Genomic DNA, 16420 nt, shown 5'->3' with positions numbered 1-16420 from the left:
ATGGGGCGACCGGTTGCGGCCGCGGCTGCTCTGTTGGAACGCGAACGGCTGCCGTCGGCTGACAGATCGATCAGGTCGGCTCGGGATCACCGGCCTCATAGAGCACGAGATTGCGCTCGCCGATGCCAAGTGCCGGCCAGCTCGCGCGCCAGTCCGCAAGGTGCGGCGAGCGGAAATGCGCATCGAGCGCTGTCCTGTCGCTCCAGACCTCCGTGACCCGGATGAGCCCGGCATCGAACACGTCCTGCGCATAGGAATATTCGAGGCAACCGGGCTCGGCGCGGCTGGCTGAGACCATGCGCTCCATCTCGGGCTTCGCCTCCTCGAGCTTTTCAGGCGGCAAGCGGATGGTGCCGATGATCAGCAGCATGGGATTTCCTTTTGGAAGCAGCGGTCGAGAGCCCAGTAACCAGTCTCCCACCCTCGCGCAAGCTTGGCCGGTTAGGCTCACAAGGCTGCCGCGCGGGCAGGCTTGGCATTTTGGGGACGACATGGCGATCAGCGAAAGCATCCAGCCGGGCGCAGTGGCCAAGAACGGCCGCGACGTCTTCTTCGCCATCGGCATCGTCATCATCCTGGCCGTGCTGTTCCTGCCGATCCCGGCCTTTCTCATCGACATCGGCCTCGCCTTCTCGATCGCGCTTTCGGTGCTGATCCTGATGGTGGCGCTGTGGATCCAGCGACCGCTCGATTTCTCGTCGTTCCCGACGGTGCTGCTCATTGCCACCATGCTGCGGCTGTCGCTCAACATCGCCACCACGCGCATGATCCTGTCGCATGGCAATGAAGGCACGCACGCGGCCGGCTATGTCATAGCCGGCTTCTCCAAGCTGGTGATGGCCAGCGACTTCGTCATCGGCCTCATCGTCTTCATGATCCTCATCGTGGTGAACTTTATCGTCATCACGAAGGGCGCCACCCGTATCGCCGAGGTCGGCGCCCGCTTCACCCTCGACGCCATCCCCGGCAAGCAGATGTCGATCGACGCCGATCTCTCCGCCGGCATGATCGACGACAAGACGGCGCAGCTGCGCCGCCGCGAGCTGGAAGAGGAATCCTCCTTCTTCGGCTCGATGGACGGCGCCTCGAAATTCGTCCGCGGCGACGCCATCGCCGGCCTCATCATCACCGCCATCAACATCGTCGGCGGCATCGCCATTGGCTATATCAGGCACGGCATGGGTATGGGCGAAGCCGCCGACGTGTTCATCAAGCTGTCGGTCGGCGACGGCCTCGTCACCCAGATCCCGGCGCTGATCGTCTCATTGGCCGCCGGCCTTTTGGTGTCCAAGGGCGGCACGCGCGGTTCGACCAACCAGGCGGTATTCGGCCAGCTCGGCGCCCATCCTCGCGCTCTCTACGTGGCGGCATCGCTGCTGGTGCTGCTCGGCCTGATGCCCGGCCTGCCGCTGTTTCCATTCTTTGCGCTGGCCGCGGGCATGGCCGGCCTCGGCTACATCATCCCGATGCGCCACAACCGCGCCGTCGCCGCCGCCGAAGCGATCAAGGACCAGGAGAAGGCGACCAAGGTCGAAGAGGAAAAGAACTCGGTCAAGGCGTCGCTCGCCACCGCCGAGATCGAACTGCTGATCGGCAAGCAGCTGTCGACGCGACTGCTGGTGTCGCATCAGGAACTGGTTTTCCGCATGTCCAAGATGCGCAAGAAATTCGCCACACAATACGGCTTCGTGGTGCCGGAAGTGCGGGTTGCCGATGATTTCGCCATCCCGCCGAAGAGCTACCAGATCAAGGTGCACGGCACCGTGGTGGCCGAATACCAGATGCGCGTCGGCGAGATCATGGTGCTGCTCGGTAATCGCGACATTCCCGAAATACCGGGCGAGGAAATCCGCGAGCCGGCCTTCGGCATGCGCGCCTATTCCGTGGTCGAAACCTTCGCCGAAGACCTGAAGCGCGAGAACTACACCTTCGCCGACAACATGTCGGTGCTGCTCACCCACCTTTCCGAGGTCATCCGCAACAACCTGCCGCAGCTTCTGTCCTACAAGGACATGAAGGCGCTGCTCGAGCGGCAGGACCAGGAGTACCGCAAGCTCGCCGACGAGATCTGCACCACGCACATCTCCTATCCCGGCCTGCAGGCGGTGCTGAAGTTGCTGCTCGCCGAGCGGGTCTCGATCCGCAATCTGCATCTGATCATCGAGGCGATCGCCGAGATCGCGCCGCATGTGCGCCGCACCGAGCAGATCGTCGAACATGTCCGCATCCGCATGGCCCAGCAGATCTGCGGCGACCTATCCGAGGGCGGCGTGCTCAAGGTGCTGCGTCTCGGCAACCGCTGGGACCTGGCCTTTCACCAGAGCCTCAAGCGCGACGCCAAGGGCGAGGTGCGCGAGTTCGACATCGATCCGCGCCAGTTGGAAGAATTCGGCCAGGACGCGACCAAGGCGATCAAGAAACATCTCGAGGCCGGCGAGCGTTTCGTGCTGGTCACCGCGCCCGACGCCCGCCCCTATGTGCGCATGATCATCGAGCGGCTGTTCACCACGCTGCCGGTGCTCAGCCACGTCGAAATCGCCAAGGGCGTCGAGATCAGGGTGCTCGGAACCATATCGTGAGCGTTCTCTCGCAAGGCGTCGTCATCGCGGCATTCCTCGCTTTCTGCCGCATCGGCGCCTGCTTCATGCTGATGCCCGGCCTGTCCAGCGCCCGCGTCCCGGTCCAGGTCAGGCTGTTCGTGGCGGTCGCCGCCACTGGCGGCCTGCTCGCTTTCCTGTGGGACCGCATCTTTCCGTTCGTCGATCCGCGACCGCAGATTTTGGTGCCGATGATCATCTCGGAACTCCTGGTCGGTGGGTTGATCGGCGCCATGACCAGGCTTTACATGGAAGCCTTGCGCTTCATGGGCTCGGCCATCGCCATGCTGATCGGCTATGGCGGCACCGGCGGACCGGCGATCGAGGAGCCGGAGCCGCAGGCAGCCCTTGCCGCCATCATCTCGTTCTCAGCCCTGTTGATGCTGTTCGTCTTCGATTTCGACCACGAGATCGTGCGCGCGCTGGTGACCTCCTACACGGTGGCGCCGGTCAACATCTTCTTCAACCCGCAGGCCGCACTCGTCGATGTCACCGACACGGTTTCGGACACGTTTTTCCTGGTCATCCGCCTCGGCAGCCCGTTTGTCGCCTACGCCATTCTCGTCAATCTGACGATCGGCTTCGTCAACAAGCTGACCCCGCAGATCCCGATCTATTTCATCTCGCAGCCCTTCATCATCGGCGGCGGCATGATCATTTTCTACTTTGCCGTCGGCACCATGCTGTCGCTGTTCGTCGCCGGCTTTGTCGACCTGACATTGGCAAGATAGGCATGAGCTCGCGCAGGGACCGCCTCAGGAAATTGGTCAAGGTACAGGAGCAGCTGAAGGCGCTGCACGAAACCCGTCACGCCACCTTCCTTGCCGCGGCCGGCGCCGCCGAGACCGAAGCCCGGGATCTGGTCGGGCATTTCGACCGGGCCGATTCCCTCTCAGGCGTGTTTCCCGATCTCTACCATCGCCGCATTGCCAGCGCGGTCGGGCGCCAGGAGGCGAGCCTCGAAAGCGCGAGGCAGGAAGCCAGCCTCATCGCCGCGGCAACCGCACGCACCAACATGGTCGAGCGCGCCTACAAGGACGTACGCAACCGCGACGAGCGCGAACGCTCCGACCGCGAGCGCCTCGACCTGATCGCGCAGAACAGAAACAACGAATAGCGCCGCGGGCGATCCGGAGTCGGCCAGCGTTGGTCGCACTAGCCCGGTCACCGAGTATTATTTTCGTCGTCCGCTTCGTTTCGTAGCGGCCATCTCGCAACCGGATTTCAGTTCGCGTGCTTGGAACAAATGACGGGCCAGACTGTTCATTGATACGACGCTGACGTGCCCGGCAGGCTGGGTAAGCGGCGATTCAAGGAGTTCTCGTCATGAAGATTTCGTCCACATTTCGTTCAGTCGCGTTTGCCGCGATCGCCACTGCGGGTGTAGGCCTTGCCAGCGCCGCGCATGCCGACAGCGGCACGATCCGCTTCTCCGTCTACAAGGCTGCCTTCTTTGTGGGTGGCTCTGGAGGCGAAGGCACGCTGACATTCCATGGCCGCCGCTATCCCGTCTCTGTCGGCGGCATCTCGGGCGGCCTCGCTTTCGGGGTTTCCAAGACCTACTTCCAAGGTACCGTTCGCCACATTCGCCGCGTCCGGGATGTAACGGGGGTCTATGGGGCGGCGGGCGGTGGCGGTGCGCTCGGCAAAGGGGCCCAGGTGATCGTCATGACCAATGACAAGGGCGCACAACTCGAGCTCACCGGCAAGCAGGTAGGCATGCAGGTCAACGCCGATCTCAGCGGTATGGCCATTACGGTGAAGTAGGACGTCGCTCGGTTCGGCGTCCCTGCGGTCGGTCCACTACGCTGCATACAACGGTAGGCTTTCTAGCCATGCCATTTAGGAAGCCGACGTTCCGCTTTCGGCCAAAAACGCGACGTCCGAATGGTGGCTTGGCGATGTCCGCAGTTGGCGGCGGGACCAACACACATGCCTGCGTTCCACCCCTCCCCGCCGCGCAAGCCTGCCACAAGCTTGTTGAGGCATGGTCTGGCTAAGGAAAACCGATAAAAGGCGGACTTTCTTGGCGATTTCTCCGCCCAGCGACATCGTTATGGATGTGGCCCGAGCCGTCGACCCGACGGACATCGAGGCCGCTCGTGCCGCGCTGACCAAGCGCGCGGGCGGCGCTGCCGGGACGTTCTCGGTCGACACCGCGGCTTCGGTCGATGCCGGCTCGATCCTGTCGCGCGCCACCGCCGACAAGGCCGCGACCACCGATCCGGCCAAGAAGTTCAAGAAGTTCGAGGCCATGGTGCTGCAGACCTTCATCCAGAACATGCTGCCCAAGGACACCGAAGGCGTCTACGGCAAGGGCCTCGCCGGCGACATGTGGAAATCGCAGCTTGCCGAGCGGGTGGCCGACGTGATGGCCGAGCGCGGCGGCATCGGCATCGCCAAGTCGATGCTCGCCGACCACTATCTGGAAGGCAAGCGCGTCGTACCGGTCGGTCCGGTTTCGGGCGGGCCGGAAAAGACCGAGATCGATCAACAGAACAGCCTGTCGACCTCACTGGTCCACGAATTGCAACGCAAGGCGGCCCGGTCGATCACCGGTGACGACACCGCCGTCAAGAGAGACATCAAGATCTAGGAATACACCCGAAACCGGCAGCCGGTTTTGGGAACGATCATGCCAAGACACTGAGACAGTGCGTATCCGAGTTCAATCTAACCAGACCGGGATTCTCATGGCCGACTTTTCGGAATTCACCGCCAACCTGCCAGCACGCACGACCGCGTCGGAAGCGCCGATCCCGTTCGCCCGGCCGGGCAACCTCGCTGCCATCATCGGCCGCATCGAGGAAGTGGTCGAGGAAGAGACGGCCGGCATCCGCAACGCCACCAACTATGATCTCAAGGCATCGAACGCCCGCAAGAGCCGCTATCTCTACGAGCTGACGCGCGCCATGCGGGGCGGCAGCGAAGCCGAATTCCTCGAACAGCACCGCGAGGGCCTGACCCGGCTGCGCCAGAAGCTGGCCAAGAACGAGGCGGCCATCCTGGCTCACCTCAGCGCGGTCAACGAGGTCGCCAGCCTACTGCGGCACGCCATCCAGCGCGCGGAAACCGACGGCACCTATTCCGCCGGCGAGTTCGGCTGGATGAAGGCATGATGTCGAACACAATGCCCAGGCAAAAAGCTAGTGCCGCTTTCCAATCGCCAGGAAATGACAAGGCCTGATGCTCAAGGTTATCGCCATCGCCGTCTGGATCTGCGCCGCTACGCTCGGCGCCGTGTTCTATTCGTTCCAGGCAGCCGGCGAGCGCGGTGTCGGCGAGACACCGAAGCCGATGCTGGGTGGCCTGGACTACGTCAAGACCGACATCATTTCGGTACCGCTGATCCGCGATTCCCAGATCGGCGGCTATTTCCTGACCAAGCTTGTCTACACGGTCGAGCCTGAGCAGATAAAGAAGCTGTCCATTCCGGCGGAAGCGCTCATCACCGACCAAGTCTATACCTACCTCTATTCCAATCCGCAGATCGACTTCACCAACAAGGCGACGATCGACCTCGATGCGTTCCGCGCCGCGATCCGCGATACCGTCAACACCCGTGTCGGCGCCACTTTGGTGCATGAGGTTCTGATCGATCAGGTCAATTTCCTGAGCAAGGACGAAATCCGCGACAACTGGCTGCGCCGCAAGAAAAGCGAGACGGCGGCGGAAATGACCAAGGCATTCAAGGAACATTGAGCTGCCCGGCTCGTACGCTGCACCTAAGCCACGGTCACACCGGGACGTCATCCGCTGCGGCGATAGGAACCAGCCGCCGGAATCCGCGTTGACGTAAACGTCAACCCAAAGCTATATGCGACCGTGATCGCGAAAGCGCGGCATGGAGCTTCGGGCGCCGCTGCGCGACAGATGCAACCAGACAAGGAGAACAGCGTGAGCGTTCAGGAGATTGCAGAGAAGATCAAGTCGCGCGTGGCGAGCAGCGGATTCGATCGTTCCGTGAAATTCGACACCGGCGCCGACGGTGTCATCGTCATCGACGGCACGACCATTTCAACCACCGACGGACCCGCCGATTGCACCATCAAGCTCTCGCTCGACGATCTGGATTCGCTGATATCAGGCGACCTGAACGCGACCATGGCGTTCATGACCGGCAAGATAAAGGTCGAAGGCGACATGACCGTCGCCATGGCGCTCAGCCAGCTGATCGGCTGACCGCTTGTGAACCGCACAAAACGCCGCCCGATGGGCGGCGTTTTTGTTTTGGGCCGGACCCAGGTGGCCGCATCGGGCAGCCCTTGCAGCTCAGGCCGCCGACGTAAGCTGCTGCGCCTTCAGCTTGCGTCCCGCCGCCTTCAGCGTGCCGTGTACGCCGTCAAGCGCGCCGTCGACCAGTTCCAGCGCCAAAAGGCGGTGCCGCTCATAGGGGCCGGGCATGGCGAGCGAACCGGTCCTGGCGGCCGAAAATCCGAAGCGTCCGTAATAGGGCGCGTCGCCGACCAGCAGGATCGCCGCATGGCCAAGCCGCAGCGCTTCGGCGATGGCATGACGCATCAGCGCCGAGCCGATTCCGGCACTCTTGAGCGACGGTTCGACGGCGAGCGGACCAAGCAACAGCGCTGCCGGACCGCCCTCGCCCAGCCTGACATCCCACAGCCGCACGGTGCCGGCGACGGCGCCCGACGCATCACGGGCGACGAAGGCCAGGCCTTCCGAGGGCCGGCGGCCGCGTCGCAGCTTCTCCGAGGACTTCTTCCTGCGCATCGGGCCCATGGCGTCGTCGAGCAGCGCTTCGCGCGCTGCAACGTCGGCTGAGGTTTCGGCGACAATGGCAATGGCGCGGGCACTCTCCCCCACAAGGGGGGAGATCGGCCAGGCGCCCTCATCGATGAAATTTGCAATGTCCATTTCCGCAATCCCTAGCGAGCGGAGATCTGTTCCACAGGCGAGCCCGGGTGGACGCCAGACGCCCACCTGGGATGATCTGAGCGGCTCTTGCGAACCGTCAGATCACGTAGGATCGGAGAGGCTCAAAGCCGTTGAAGGCGACCGCCGAGTAGGTGGTCGTGTAGGCGCCGGTGCCTTCGATCAGCACCTCGTCGCCGATGGTCAGCGACAGGGGCAGCGGATAAGGCGTCTTCTCGTACATCACGTCGGCCGAATCGCAGGTCGGGCCGGCGAGCACGCAAGGCGCGGTCTCCGTGCCGTCATGCGCGGTGACGATCGGGTAGCGGATCGCCTCGTCCATCGTTTCGGCCAGACCGCCGAACTTGCCGATGTCGAGGAACACCCAGCGCACATTGTCGTTGGCGGCCTTCTTCGAGATCAGCACGACTTCCGACTTGATGACGCCGGCATTGCCGACCATGCCGCGACCCGGCTCGATGATGGTTTCCGGAATGGCATTGCCGAAATGCTTGCGCAGCGCCGAGAAGATCGCCTGGCCATAGGCCTTGGCTGCCGGCACGTCACGCAGGTAGCGCGTCGGGAAGCCGCCGCCCATATTGACCATCTTGAGCACGATGCCTTCGTCGGCGAGTGTCGCAAACACCGTCTTGGCGTCGGCGAGCGCACGGTCCCAGGCGGTCAGGTCGGTCTGCTGCGAGCCGACGTGGAACGACACGCCATAGGCGTCGAGGCCGAGCCCCTTGGCATGGCGCAGCACGTTGACGGCCATCGCCGGCACACAGCCGAACTTGCGCGACAGCGGCCACTCGGCGCCCTCGCCATCGGTCAGCACGCGGCAGAACACGCGCGCGCCGGGAGCGACGCGGGCGATCTTCTCGACCTCTTCGACGCAGTCGACGGCGAACAGGCGGATGCCGAGCTGGTAGGCGCGTGCGATGTCACGCTCCTTCTTGATGGTGTTGCCGAAGGAGATGCGGTCCGCCGGCGCACCGGCGTCCATCGCCATCTCGACTTCGGCAACGGAAGCGGTGTCGAAGGACGAGCCCATCGCAGCAAGGAGGCGCAGGATTTCCGGCGCCGGGTTTGCTTTCACCGCATAGTAGATCTTGGAATCGGGCAGCGCCTTCTCGAAGGCGCGGAAATTGTCGCGCACGACATCGAGGTCGACGACGAGGCAGGGGCCGGTCGGGCGTCGGGTGGCGAGGAAGTCAAGGATACGCTGGGTAGCCATCGGGGTCTCTCCATCAGCGCCTTTCGGCGCGCAATAAGGCTGCGGGACGCGGGCTGTCGGCCTCGCGAACACGCGGTGGACAAAGGCGGGACGGAAATCCATGGAACCAGCCGGTGGAGACCCCGGAACCATGAAACGCCGTCTCGCGGCGGTGAACCTTGGCCTTGCCCGGCCTCGGTTCGCTTTGTCTGCCTTGGCTTGGATGGGAGACCCGTCCGCACTGCCGGCAATGAAGGTGTGCCTCTTCAGTAACCCCGGTCTTTGGACAACCGGCAGAACACCAGAAAGGCCCGCACCGTCGTTGCTTCAAGGTGTCCTCGGTCTGGCGGTTGGCCGCTAAACCGACTGGAGGGGTTGGCTCCAGTTACCTTACCGATTTCCCTCACCATTCGAGGATCGGCGGACACCCACAGGCACGTGCGACTTTGGGCAAGCGCGATATAAGAGCGTCAGCTTTCACAATCAATAAAAATCGCATCCAAGGTTGTAAAATTTCTGGCATCGAACAATGTTGGTGCAATCGTATCCGGATATCGAACGATGCCAGGCACCCACGGCCCCCTCAACGCCTTTCTCGACGTTCGCCAGATGCCGGTGGCACATGCCGAGTTCGGACCGCTGGCCGGCCTGCGGCTGGCCGTCAAGGACATCTACGACGTCGCCGGCTACCGCACCGGTTGCGGCAATTTGCAGAAATTCGCCGAAGGTCACGCCGCCTCGCGCACCGCGCCGGCCGTACAGATGATTCTCGATGCCGGCGCGCGCTTCGTCGGCAAGACCCAGACCGACGAGCTTGCCTTCGCGCTGTTCGGTCAGAATGCGCATTTTTCGTTTCCGGTGAACCCGGCAGTGCCCGACCGCGTCACCGGCGGCTCGTCATCGGGGTCGGCTGCGGCTGTGGCGGGCAGGCTGGCCGATATCGCCACCGGCTCCGACACCGGCGGTTCGATCCGCGCGCCGGCGAGCTTTTGCGGGTTGATTGGACTGCGCACCACGCATGGCCGCATTTCGCTCGACGGCGCGATGAAGCTGGCGCCAAGCTTCGACACGTTCGGCTGGTTCGCCGACGATATCGAGACCTACGAGACAGTGGGCAAGCTGCTGCTTGGCCGCGACACGCACCAGCAAGCGTTGGAACGCCCGCTGGCGCTGGACTGGCTGGATGAACTGGTCGCCCACCCGGCACTTGCCGAGTATGCCGGGATGAAGGCACTGGCGAGCGCGGTTTTCGGTACGCCGGCGACGCCGGCTGCGCCCTTCGCCTCGTCTCCGGATGAACTCTACTGGTGCTTTCGCCGGCTGCAGGCCAAGGAAGCCTGGGCGGTGCATGGCGCATGGATCACCAGTGGCGAGCGCGACCTCGGCCCCGGCGTCGATGAGCGTTTCGGCTTTGGCCGCGCCGTCGACGCTCCGACAGCACGGGCCGAGACGGTGCGCCGGCTGACCTTCAGCGCCGAACTGAGCGCCCTGCTCGGCAAGGACGGCTTCCTTGTCCTGCCGACGGTGCCGGGCCCGGCACCCTACGTGGAAAGCACGCCGGAGCAGTTCCAGGCCTATCGCGAGCGGGCGCTGCGGCTTCTGTGCCTGGCCGGCCTGTCGGGCTTCCCGCAAATCACCTTGCCCATTGGCTCGGTTGCCGGCGCCCCGTTCGGCCTGTCGCTGCTTGGCCCTTCCGGCAGCGACATTGCCCTGATACGCCTCGGCCGCAAACTTCTCGACGCCGCACGAAAGGCCTGATCATGGACACTCTGACCCGCATGCGTGCCTTCATCGATGTGGTCGAGGCCGAGGGCTTTTCGGCGGCGGCGCGCAAGATCGGCCGTTCCAAGGCATTGCTGTCGAAATATGTGCGCGAGCTGGAGGACGAGCTCGGCGCGCTGCTGCTCAACCGCACCACCAGGCAGTTCTCGATGACCGAGGCCGGCCACACCTATTACCGGCGCGCCTCCGAGATCGTGCGCGAGGTCGACAGCCTGGCCGATGCAGTGCGCGAATCCTCCGGCGACGTGCGCGGCCGAATCAAACTGTCGGCCCCGCGCACCTTCGCCGATGCGCCGATCGGCCAGTCGCTGATCGACTTCGCCAAGCAATATCCCGACATCGTGCTCGACATCCAGCTCGACGACCGTTTCGTCGACCTTGTCGAGGAAGGCTTCGATCTCGCCGTGCGCATCTCGCGGCTGGAGAACTCGTCGCTGATCGCCAGGCGGCTGGCGCCGTTTTCGATAAGGCTGTGCGCCTCTCCCGAACTGATCGCCAAGCACGGCATGCCGACGCGGCCGCAGGATCTCGGCCGCATGCCCTGCATCGTCGACACCAATGGCCGTGGACTGAACAACTGGCCGTTCAAGGGCGAGAATGGCGATCCGGTGAGCGTCGCGGTGTCGGGTCCGATCGAGGTCAACAGCCCGATGACGGCGCGGGCCGCGGCCCTGGCGGGGCTCGGATTTTCCGTCCTGCCGGATTTCATCGCCGCGCCCGATCTCGAAAGCGGGCGGCTGGTGACGGTGCTCGATGACCGCATCCTGTCGGGCGGCGGCATTTTTGCCGTCTATCCGCACCGCCGCTACCTGCCGGCCAAGGTCCGCGTTTTCGTCGACTTTTTGGTCCAGTGGTTCAAGTCGCGTGAGGCTGCCTGACCGCTTCGAGCGCCAATGCATAACGCGCTTTGGGTCTTTGCTCGGTACGTGTCGTTGTCCCAAAACCGCTGCCCGCCTTTGGGCGACGCGCACCAGCGGTCCCAATTTCGCCCCCTTTCTGGTAACTCTCGATATCTCTCCGAGGCCGATGGAATCGCGACCGAGAATGCACCTCAAACGGCACGCAATGATGCTGGCTTCGGCCTTGGCGGCGACCTTTGCCGCCACCGGACCGGCCTACGTGCATCCCCATGTCTTCGCCGAGGCTCGCCTCGACGTGATCCTCTCCCCGGATCACCAAAGTGTGAAGGCGTTGCGTCATCTCTGGCGCTTCGACGATCTGTTTTCCTCGACGGTGATGATGGAGTTCGACAAGAACTCCGACCTGAAGCTCGACGACAAGGAGTTGAAGGAGGTCGCCGACACCGTCCACGCCTCGCTGGCCGAGTTCAACTACTTCCAGCTCGTCACCGTCGACGGCAAGGACGTGGCGATGACGCCACCGCCGCATCTGATGGCCAATTTCGACAATGACCAGTTGATCATCCTGTTCGAGTCCGAGCCGAAGGAGCCGATCAAGCTCAACGGCAAGATCGACATCGGCGTCTACGATCCGACCTTCTACACGGCGATCGATTTCACCGAGGACCGCAACATCACGGTTGAAGGCCTGCCGTCGAATTGCACCAGCAAGGTTATCCGTCCCGATCCGGACGAGGCGATCGCCGAAAACCAGAAGACCCTGACCGATGCCTTCTTCAACGATCCGACAGGCACCGACATGAGCAAGATCTTCGCCACCAAGCTCGAACTGAACTGTCAGCCAGAAGGATGAAGCCGGTGACGAAACCGTCCCTGCGTTTGGCATTCGGCCTGTTGGCCATCACCTTTGTCATGATGCATTTCGCCAATTCCGCCCATGCCCAGAGTTCGCTCGGCATCGGCGTCAATGACGGCATGGCGCCCACCACCGGCCCATTCGCCCACATCCTGATGTGGATCAATCTGAGGCAGCAGGAATTTTACCGCGCACTGGCGACGGCGATGAAGGCGATGCGCCAGGACGGCAGCAAGCTGTGGGTGCTCATCGGCCTGTCCTTCGCCTACGGCATTTTCCACGCCGCCGGCCCCGGTCACGGCAAGGCGGTGATCTCGTCCTACATGGTGGCCAATGAAGTGGCGCTGCGGCGCGGCATCCTGTTGTCCTTCGTCTCGGCACTGCTGCAGGGCCTGACCGCGGTCGCGGTGATGGCGGTCGCCTATTTCGTCCTGCGCGGCACTGCCGTCTCGATGACCGATGCGGCCTGGTTCATGGAAATCATGAGCTTTGTTTTCGTCACCCTGTTCGGTGCCTGGCTGCTGTGGCGCAAGCTCGGCCCGTCGGTCCTGCGCCTGTTTGGCAAAGGACCCGCCTACAGCCTGTCGGCGGCTCACGCCGGTCATTCCCATGCCAGTCATTCCCATGCGGGTCATTCGCATGGCGGCCACTCGCATGGTGGTCATTCGCATGCAGGGCATTCGCATGCTGACCATGACCATTCGGCGCATGCCCATTCGCACGCGCTGCACGTGCATGACGATCACGACCATGCGCATTCGCACGATCATCACGAGCACGGTGCGCATGATCGTGGCGCACACGACCATGCTCATCATGATCACGCCGCGGGCGAGGTCTGCGACACCTGCGGCCATTCGCATGCGCCCGATCCGGCGCTGCTGTCGGGCGACCGCTTCGACTGGCGCACGGCCTGGTCGGCGGTGGCGGCCGTCGGCATCCGCCCCTGCTCCGGCGCGCTGATCGTGCTGAGCTTCGCACTTCTCAACGGCCTCTGGCTCGGCGGCCTGCTGTCCGTGCTGGCCATGTCGCTGGGTACCGCCATCACCGTCTCGGCCCTGGCGACGCTAGCGGTGACCGCCAAGAACTGGGCGGTGTATTTCGCCGGCGACGGCCGCATGGGCAACCGCATCCACTCGATCGTCGAGATCGGTGGCGCGGCGTTTGTCTTCCTGTTCGGACTGCTGCTGTTGTCGGCGAGCCTGGCGACGGGCGGATGATGTTGCGGTTGGCGAGGCTCCGGGTTTAACCCGCGATCTTGCCGCCCAGCTCATCCTCGATATGCGCGCGGATGATCTCGTCAAAACTCTTTTCGGCGCTGAAGCCAAGCTCTCTTGACCGCCGCGCCTCGAACCGCGTCGGCCAGCCCTTGACGATCGCCCAGATCGTCTCGTCCGGCTCCTCGCGGATCAGCTTCACCACCTTCGATCCGGCGATGCGGTCAAGTGCCTCGATCTGCTCGCCGACTGTGACCGCGACGCCGGGCATCGTCAAATTTCGGCGCGGCCCGACAGCGTTGCCGTCGATCTCCGCCGCATGGATCAGGAAATTGACCGCCGAGCGCGGGCTGGCATGGGTGTGCATGACCGAGCGCGGCACCGGCAGGATCGCCTCATGGCCGCTCAACGGTTCGCGGATGATCCCGGAGAAGAAGCTGGAGGCTGCCTTGTTCGGCTTGCCTGGCCGCACACAGATGGTTGGCAGCCTGATGCCGATGCCGTCGAAGAAGCCACGCCTGGAATAGTCGGCGAGCAGCGCTTCGCTCATCTGTTTCTGGGTGCCGTAGGAGGTCAGCGGTGTCGGATGGAATTCATCCGGGATGACATCCGGAAACGGCGCGCCGAACACCGCGATCGACGAGGTGAAGACGATGCGCGGCGCAAAGCCCGCCAGGCGGATGGCATCGAACAGCGCTCGCGTGCCGTCGAGATTGACGCGGTAGCCGAGGTCGAAATTCGCCTCCGCTTCGCCCGACACGATGCCGGCGAGGTGGAAGACGACATCGGGGCGTGATGCGACAAGGCTTTCTGCGGCGCCCGCCTCGGCGAGATCGCCGGTGTGGATGGTGACGTTGACCCCTTCCATGGCCGGCGCCTGCGGCGGCACGATGTCGTGCAGGTCGAGTGCTGCGATCTTGCGGCCGCGCAGCGTACCGTCCTTGGCCAGCCGGACGATGAGTTTGCGGCCGACCATGCCTGCGGCGCCAGTGATCAGAATACGCATGTCGAAATCCCTTACTTACCCAGGTTTTTGCGTTGGTTGCGGGCCCGCAGCCAGAACACCGAGAAAAACGCCAGCACGAAGACGATGCCAAAGGCACCGGCCAGCACGGTCGAGAAACTGCCAAGTGCCAGCATCACGGTCGGCAGATAGAAGGCGGCGATACCGAACAGAAGCATGATCCACGCTGCCGCGATGGCCGCATTCCTGGTGTCGCGGTCCATTATGCTGCACCCGGGCAGCGGGTCTTCATCAGGTTGGTTGTCAAGGCTTTGGGACTCCTGGGGCAGGACCAATCGATACCAATCGATCAGGCCTGGTGATGATGGTCGTGATGCGCGGCCGCACCGTGCTCGTGATCATGATCGTGGTCGTCGCCATCGTCGGCGCACTGTCCGAATTCCGGTTCAACGGTGGCATGGCTGATGCCGTGCTCGCTGGCAAGCCGCTTCTTGATGGTGCTCACCGCCTGATAGGCATCGACGCCTTCGGTAAGGCAGGCATGCAGCGTCGCCATATTGCTCGTTCCGTCGAGCGACCAGACATGCATGTGGTGCACTTCACGCACCCCCAGGACCGTCGCCTCGATATCCCTGGCGATCAGGTCGCGGTCGAGGCTCGGCGGCACGCCCTCGAGCAGGACATGGGCGGCGGCGCGCATCAGCGACCATGCCGTTGACAGGATCAGCAGCGAGACCAGGACCGACAGGATCGGATCGATCGGCGTCCAGCCGGTCGCCAGGATCACCAGCGCCGCTACGATCGCCGCCGCCGAGCCGAGCAGGTCGCCTAGCACATGCAGGATAGCGCCGCGCATGTTTAGGCTTTCGCGGTCGCCGCCATGCAGCACGAAGAAGCAACCGATATTGACCAGCAGGCCGAGCACCGCCACGACAAGCATCGGTCCGCCGAGCACCGGTGTCGGCGCCAGCAGGCGCCCCCACGCCTCGTAGACGATCCACAGCGCGATGACGAAGATGGCGATGCCGTTGGTGTAGGCCACCAGCGTCTTGATCCGGCCGAAGCCATAGGTGAGACGGCCGGTCGCCGGCCGGCCGGCAAGATGAAATGCATACCAGGCAAGGCCGAGCGCGATCGCATCGGCGAGCATGTGGCCGGCATCCGCCAGCAGCGCCAGCGATCCGGTAAGAAGGCCGCCGAGCGCTTCGGCGACCATGAAGCCGCCGGTCAGGCAGGCTGCGATCAGGACACGTTTCTTGTCGGTCGAGCCATGCACATGGCCGGCGCCGTGATCGTGTCCGCTGTGATCGTCGGAATGTGCCAATGGCAACTCCCTTGCGCGCCGAATTCAGTTCACGCGCCGAACTCCGCACGAAAATCCTCAAGCCGTCGCTTCTGCTGGCCGTCGCCATCGAAATTGGCCGGATCGAGCCACGCTTCATAGGCTTTGCTCAAGGCCGGCCACTCCTTGTCGATGATCGAATACCATGCCGTATCGCGGTTTTCACCCTTGACGATGAGATGCTGGCGGAAAATGCCCTCGAACTTGAAGCCGAAGCGTTCGGCTGCCCGCTTCGATGGCTCGTTGCGGTTGTTGCACTTCCATTCGTAGCGGCGATAGCCGAGCTCGTCGAAGATGTATTTCATGAACAGGAACTGCGCTTCGGTCGCTCCGGGCTTGCGCGAGATGAGCGGTCCCCAATAGATGTTGCCGATCTCGATGACGCCGTAGGGGGGATCGATGCGCATCAGCGTCTGGCGTCCGGCGACCTTGCCGCTGGCCTTGTCGATGACGGTGAAGAACAACGGATCCTCACTGGCTTCGACCTTGTCCAGCCATGGCTGGAAGGCGGCACGTGTCTCCGGCGGATAATCGGGCAGCCAGGCGAAGCGGCCATCGACGTCTGACACGGAGGACGCCTCATACAGGCCGTCGCCATGCTTTGCAGCGCTGAGCGGTTCGAGCCGCACGGTCCGGCCGTCGATCGCCTTGCGCTCGGGTCGCGGACGCGGTTGCCAATCTTTGAGATTTTCCGACACCGAATGCTCCAATCCGTTT

At 63.6% G+C, this 16420-nt stretch carries 19 protein-coding genes; 12 read left to right on the top strand and 7 right to left on the bottom strand.

Going from position 1 to position 16420, the window contains the following annotated elements; genetic code table 11:
• Nucleotides 1-70 precede the first annotated feature (70 nt).
• Nucleotides 71-370, bottom strand: coding sequence for a putative quinol monooxygenase (locus AC0ZT5_RS21400; RefSeq protein WP_488498055.1), 300 nt, complete (start codon nt 368-370; stop codon nt 71-73).
• A gap of 121 nt (nt 371-491) precedes the next feature.
• Here AC0ZT5_RS21400 and flhA point away from each other — a divergent pair, with 121 nt between their 5' ends.
• The 8 genes from flhA to AC0ZT5_RS21360 all read left to right on the top strand — a co-directional run bounded on the left by flhA (nt 492) and on the right by AC0ZT5_RS21360 (nt 6779).
• On the top strand, nt 492-2579 hold the full coding sequence (gene flhA, locus AC0ZT5_RS21395) for a flagellar biosynthesis protein FlhA (RefSeq protein WP_184876557.1): 2088 nt from the start codon (nt 492-494) through the stop codon (nt 2577-2579).
• On the top strand, nt 2576-3328 hold the full coding sequence (gene fliR / locus AC0ZT5_RS21390; protein WP_488498054.1) for a flagellar biosynthetic protein FliR: 753 nt from the start codon (nt 2576-2578) through the stop codon (nt 3326-3328). The genes flhA and fliR overlap by 4 nt, the downstream gene beginning before the upstream one ends.
• Nucleotides 3329-3330: 2 nt before the next feature.
• Nucleotides 3331-3714 (top strand): hypothetical protein, encoded by a 384-nt coding sequence (locus AC0ZT5_RS21385; protein WP_488498053.1) that lies wholly within the window; start codon nt 3331-3333, stop codon nt 3712-3714.
• A 209-nt stretch (nt 3715-3923) separates the two neighbouring features.
• Nucleotides 3924-4364, top strand: coding sequence for a lipid-binding SYLF domain-containing protein (locus AC0ZT5_RS21380; RefSeq protein WP_478351431.1), 441 nt, complete (start codon nt 3924-3926; stop codon nt 4362-4364).
• A gap of 220 nt (nt 4365-4584) precedes the next feature.
• Entirely contained in the window at nt 4585-5193 is a 609-nt protein-coding gene (locus AC0ZT5_RS21375) for a rod-binding protein (RefSeq protein ID WP_488498052.1), read from the top strand.
• Nucleotides 5194-5290: 97 nt separating this feature from the next.
• Nucleotides 5291-5716: a hypothetical protein gene (locus AC0ZT5_RS21370; RefSeq protein ID WP_095084539.1), complete on the top strand. Its 426-nt coding sequence runs from the start codon at nt 5291-5293 to the stop codon at nt 5714-5716.
• Nucleotides 5717-5783: 67 nt separating this feature from the next.
• Nucleotides 5784-6299 carry a hypothetical protein gene (locus AC0ZT5_RS21365; protein WP_095084540.1) on the top strand — a complete coding sequence of 172 codons (516 nt, stop codon included), beginning with the start codon at nt 5784-5786 and terminating at the stop codon, nt 6297-6299.
• Between the two features lie 195 nt (nt 6300-6494).
• A complete protein-coding gene (locus AC0ZT5_RS21360) occupies nt 6495-6779 on the top strand; it encodes an SCP2 sterol-binding domain-containing protein (RefSeq protein WP_488498051.1) in 285 nt (94 codons plus the stop codon).
• A 90-nt stretch (nt 6780-6869) separates the two neighbouring features.
• On the opposite strand, the gene AC0ZT5_RS21355 is transcribed toward AC0ZT5_RS21360, so the two are convergent.
• Entirely contained in the window at nt 6870-7472 is a 603-nt protein-coding gene (locus tag AC0ZT5_RS21355) for a GNAT family N-acetyltransferase (RefSeq protein ID WP_477285949.1), read from the bottom strand.
• 97 nt (nt 7473-7569) lie between these two features.
• A complete protein-coding gene (gene odc2, locus AC0ZT5_RS21350) occupies nt 7570-8703 on the bottom strand; it encodes an ornithine/lysine decarboxylase (protein WP_488498050.1) in 1134 nt (377 codons plus the stop codon).
• A gap of 540 nt (nt 8704-9243) precedes the next feature.
• Here odc2 and AC0ZT5_RS21345 point away from each other — a divergent pair.
• The 4 genes from AC0ZT5_RS21345 (at nt 9244) to AC0ZT5_RS21330 (ending at nt 13400) form a co-directional block, all read left to right on the top strand.
• Complete coding sequence (locus AC0ZT5_RS21345; RefSeq protein WP_488498049.1) at nt 9244-10440, top strand: amidase; 1197 nt, start codon at nt 9244-9246, stop codon at nt 10438-10440.
• Between the two features lie 2 nt (nt 10441-10442).
• Entirely contained in the window at nt 10443-11342 is a 900-nt protein-coding gene (locus AC0ZT5_RS21340) for a LysR family transcriptional regulator (RefSeq protein ID WP_477285943.1), read from the top strand.
• Nucleotides 11343-11508: 166 nt separating this feature from the next.
• Nucleotides 11509-12177, top strand: coding sequence for a DUF1007 family protein (locus AC0ZT5_RS21335; RefSeq protein ID WP_488498048.1), 669 nt, complete (start codon nt 11509-11511; stop codon nt 12175-12177).
• A complete protein-coding gene (locus tag AC0ZT5_RS21330; RefSeq protein WP_488498047.1) occupies nt 12174-13400 on the top strand; it encodes a nickel/cobalt transporter in 1227 nt (408 codons plus the stop codon). The genes AC0ZT5_RS21335 and AC0ZT5_RS21330 overlap by 4 nt, the downstream gene beginning before the upstream one ends.
• Nucleotides 13401-13425: 25 nt before the next feature.
• Here the strand turns inward: AC0ZT5_RS21330 and denD are convergent, their stop codons facing one another.
• The 4 genes from denD to AC0ZT5_RS21310 all read right to left on the bottom strand — a co-directional run bounded on the left by denD (nt 13426) and on the right by AC0ZT5_RS21310 (nt 16401).
• A complete protein-coding gene (denD, locus tag AC0ZT5_RS21325) occupies nt 13426-14403 on the bottom strand; it encodes a D-erythronate dehydrogenase (RefSeq protein WP_488498046.1) in 978 nt (325 codons plus the stop codon).
• Between the two features lie 11 nt (nt 14404-14414).
• The gene (locus AC0ZT5_RS21320) at nt 14415-14627 is read right to left on the bottom strand and encodes a hypothetical protein (protein WP_488498124.1); all 213 of its coding nucleotides are present in this window, start codon (nt 14625-14627) and stop codon (nt 14415-14417) included.
• Between the two features lie 83 nt (nt 14628-14710).
• Nucleotides 14711-15685 carry a cation diffusion facilitator family transporter gene (locus tag AC0ZT5_RS21315; RefSeq protein ID WP_488498045.1) on the bottom strand — a complete coding sequence of 325 codons (975 nt, stop codon included), beginning with the start codon at nt 15683-15685 and terminating at the stop codon, nt 14711-14713.
• Between the two features lie 29 nt (nt 15686-15714).
• On the bottom strand, nt 15715-16401 hold the full coding sequence (locus AC0ZT5_RS21310; protein ID WP_488498044.1) for a GNAT family N-acetyltransferase: 687 nt from the start codon (nt 16399-16401) through the stop codon (nt 15715-15717).
• Nucleotides 16402-16420 lie beyond the last annotated feature (19 nt).

The organism is Mesorhizobium sp. CNPSo 4670 (assembly GCF_057784235.1).
Note: the sequence above shows the minus strand (reverse complement) of the source record. Positions and strands in the feature narration are given on the sequence as shown.

Coding starts and splice junctions, on each gene's coding strand:
- denD (WP_488498046.1), bottom strand. CDS start 14,403: ATGCGTATTCTGATCACTGGCGCCGCAGGCATGGTCGGCCGCAAACTC.
- AC0ZT5_RS21380 (WP_478351431.1), top strand. CDS start 3,924: ATGAAGATTTCGTCCACATTTCGTTCAGTCGCGTTTGCCGCGATCGCC.
- AC0ZT5_RS21330 (WP_488498047.1), top strand. CDS start 12,174: ATGAAGCCGGTGACGAAACCGTCCCTGCGTTTGGCATTCGGCCTGTTG.
- AC0ZT5_RS21355 (WP_477285949.1), bottom strand. CDS start 7,472: ATGGACATTGCAAATTTCATCGATGAGGGCGCCTGGCCGATCTCCCCC.
- AC0ZT5_RS21400 (WP_488498055.1), bottom strand. CDS start 370: ATGCTGCTGATCATCGGCACCATCCGCTTGCCGCCTGAAAAGCTCGAG.
- AC0ZT5_RS21340 (WP_477285943.1), top strand. CDS start 10,443: ATGGACACTCTGACCCGCATGCGTGCCTTCATCGATGTGGTCGAGGCC.
- AC0ZT5_RS21385 (WP_488498053.1), top strand. CDS start 3,331: ATGAGCTCGCGCAGGGACCGCCTCAGGAAATTGGTCAAGGTACAGGAG.
- odc2 (WP_488498050.1), bottom strand. CDS start 8,703: ATGGCTACCCAGCGTATCCTTGACTTCCTCGCCACCCGACGCCCGACC.
- flhA (WP_184876557.1), top strand. CDS start 492: ATGGCGATCAGCGAAAGCATCCAGCCGGGCGCAGTGGCCAAGAACGGC.
- AC0ZT5_RS21335 (WP_488498048.1), top strand. CDS start 11,509: ATGCACCTCAAACGGCACGCAATGATGCTGGCTTCGGCCTTGGCGGCG.
- AC0ZT5_RS21375 (WP_488498052.1), top strand. CDS start 4,585: ATGGTCTGGCTAAGGAAAACCGATAAAAGGCGGACTTTCTTGGCGATT.
- AC0ZT5_RS21365 (WP_095084540.1), top strand. CDS start 5,784: ATGCTCAAGGTTATCGCCATCGCCGTCTGGATCTGCGCCGCTACGCTC.
- AC0ZT5_RS21370 (WP_095084539.1), top strand. CDS start 5,291: ATGGCCGACTTTTCGGAATTCACCGCCAACCTGCCAGCACGCACGACC.
- AC0ZT5_RS21345 (WP_488498049.1), top strand. CDS start 9,244: ATGCCAGGCACCCACGGCCCCCTCAACGCCTTTCTCGACGTTCGCCAG.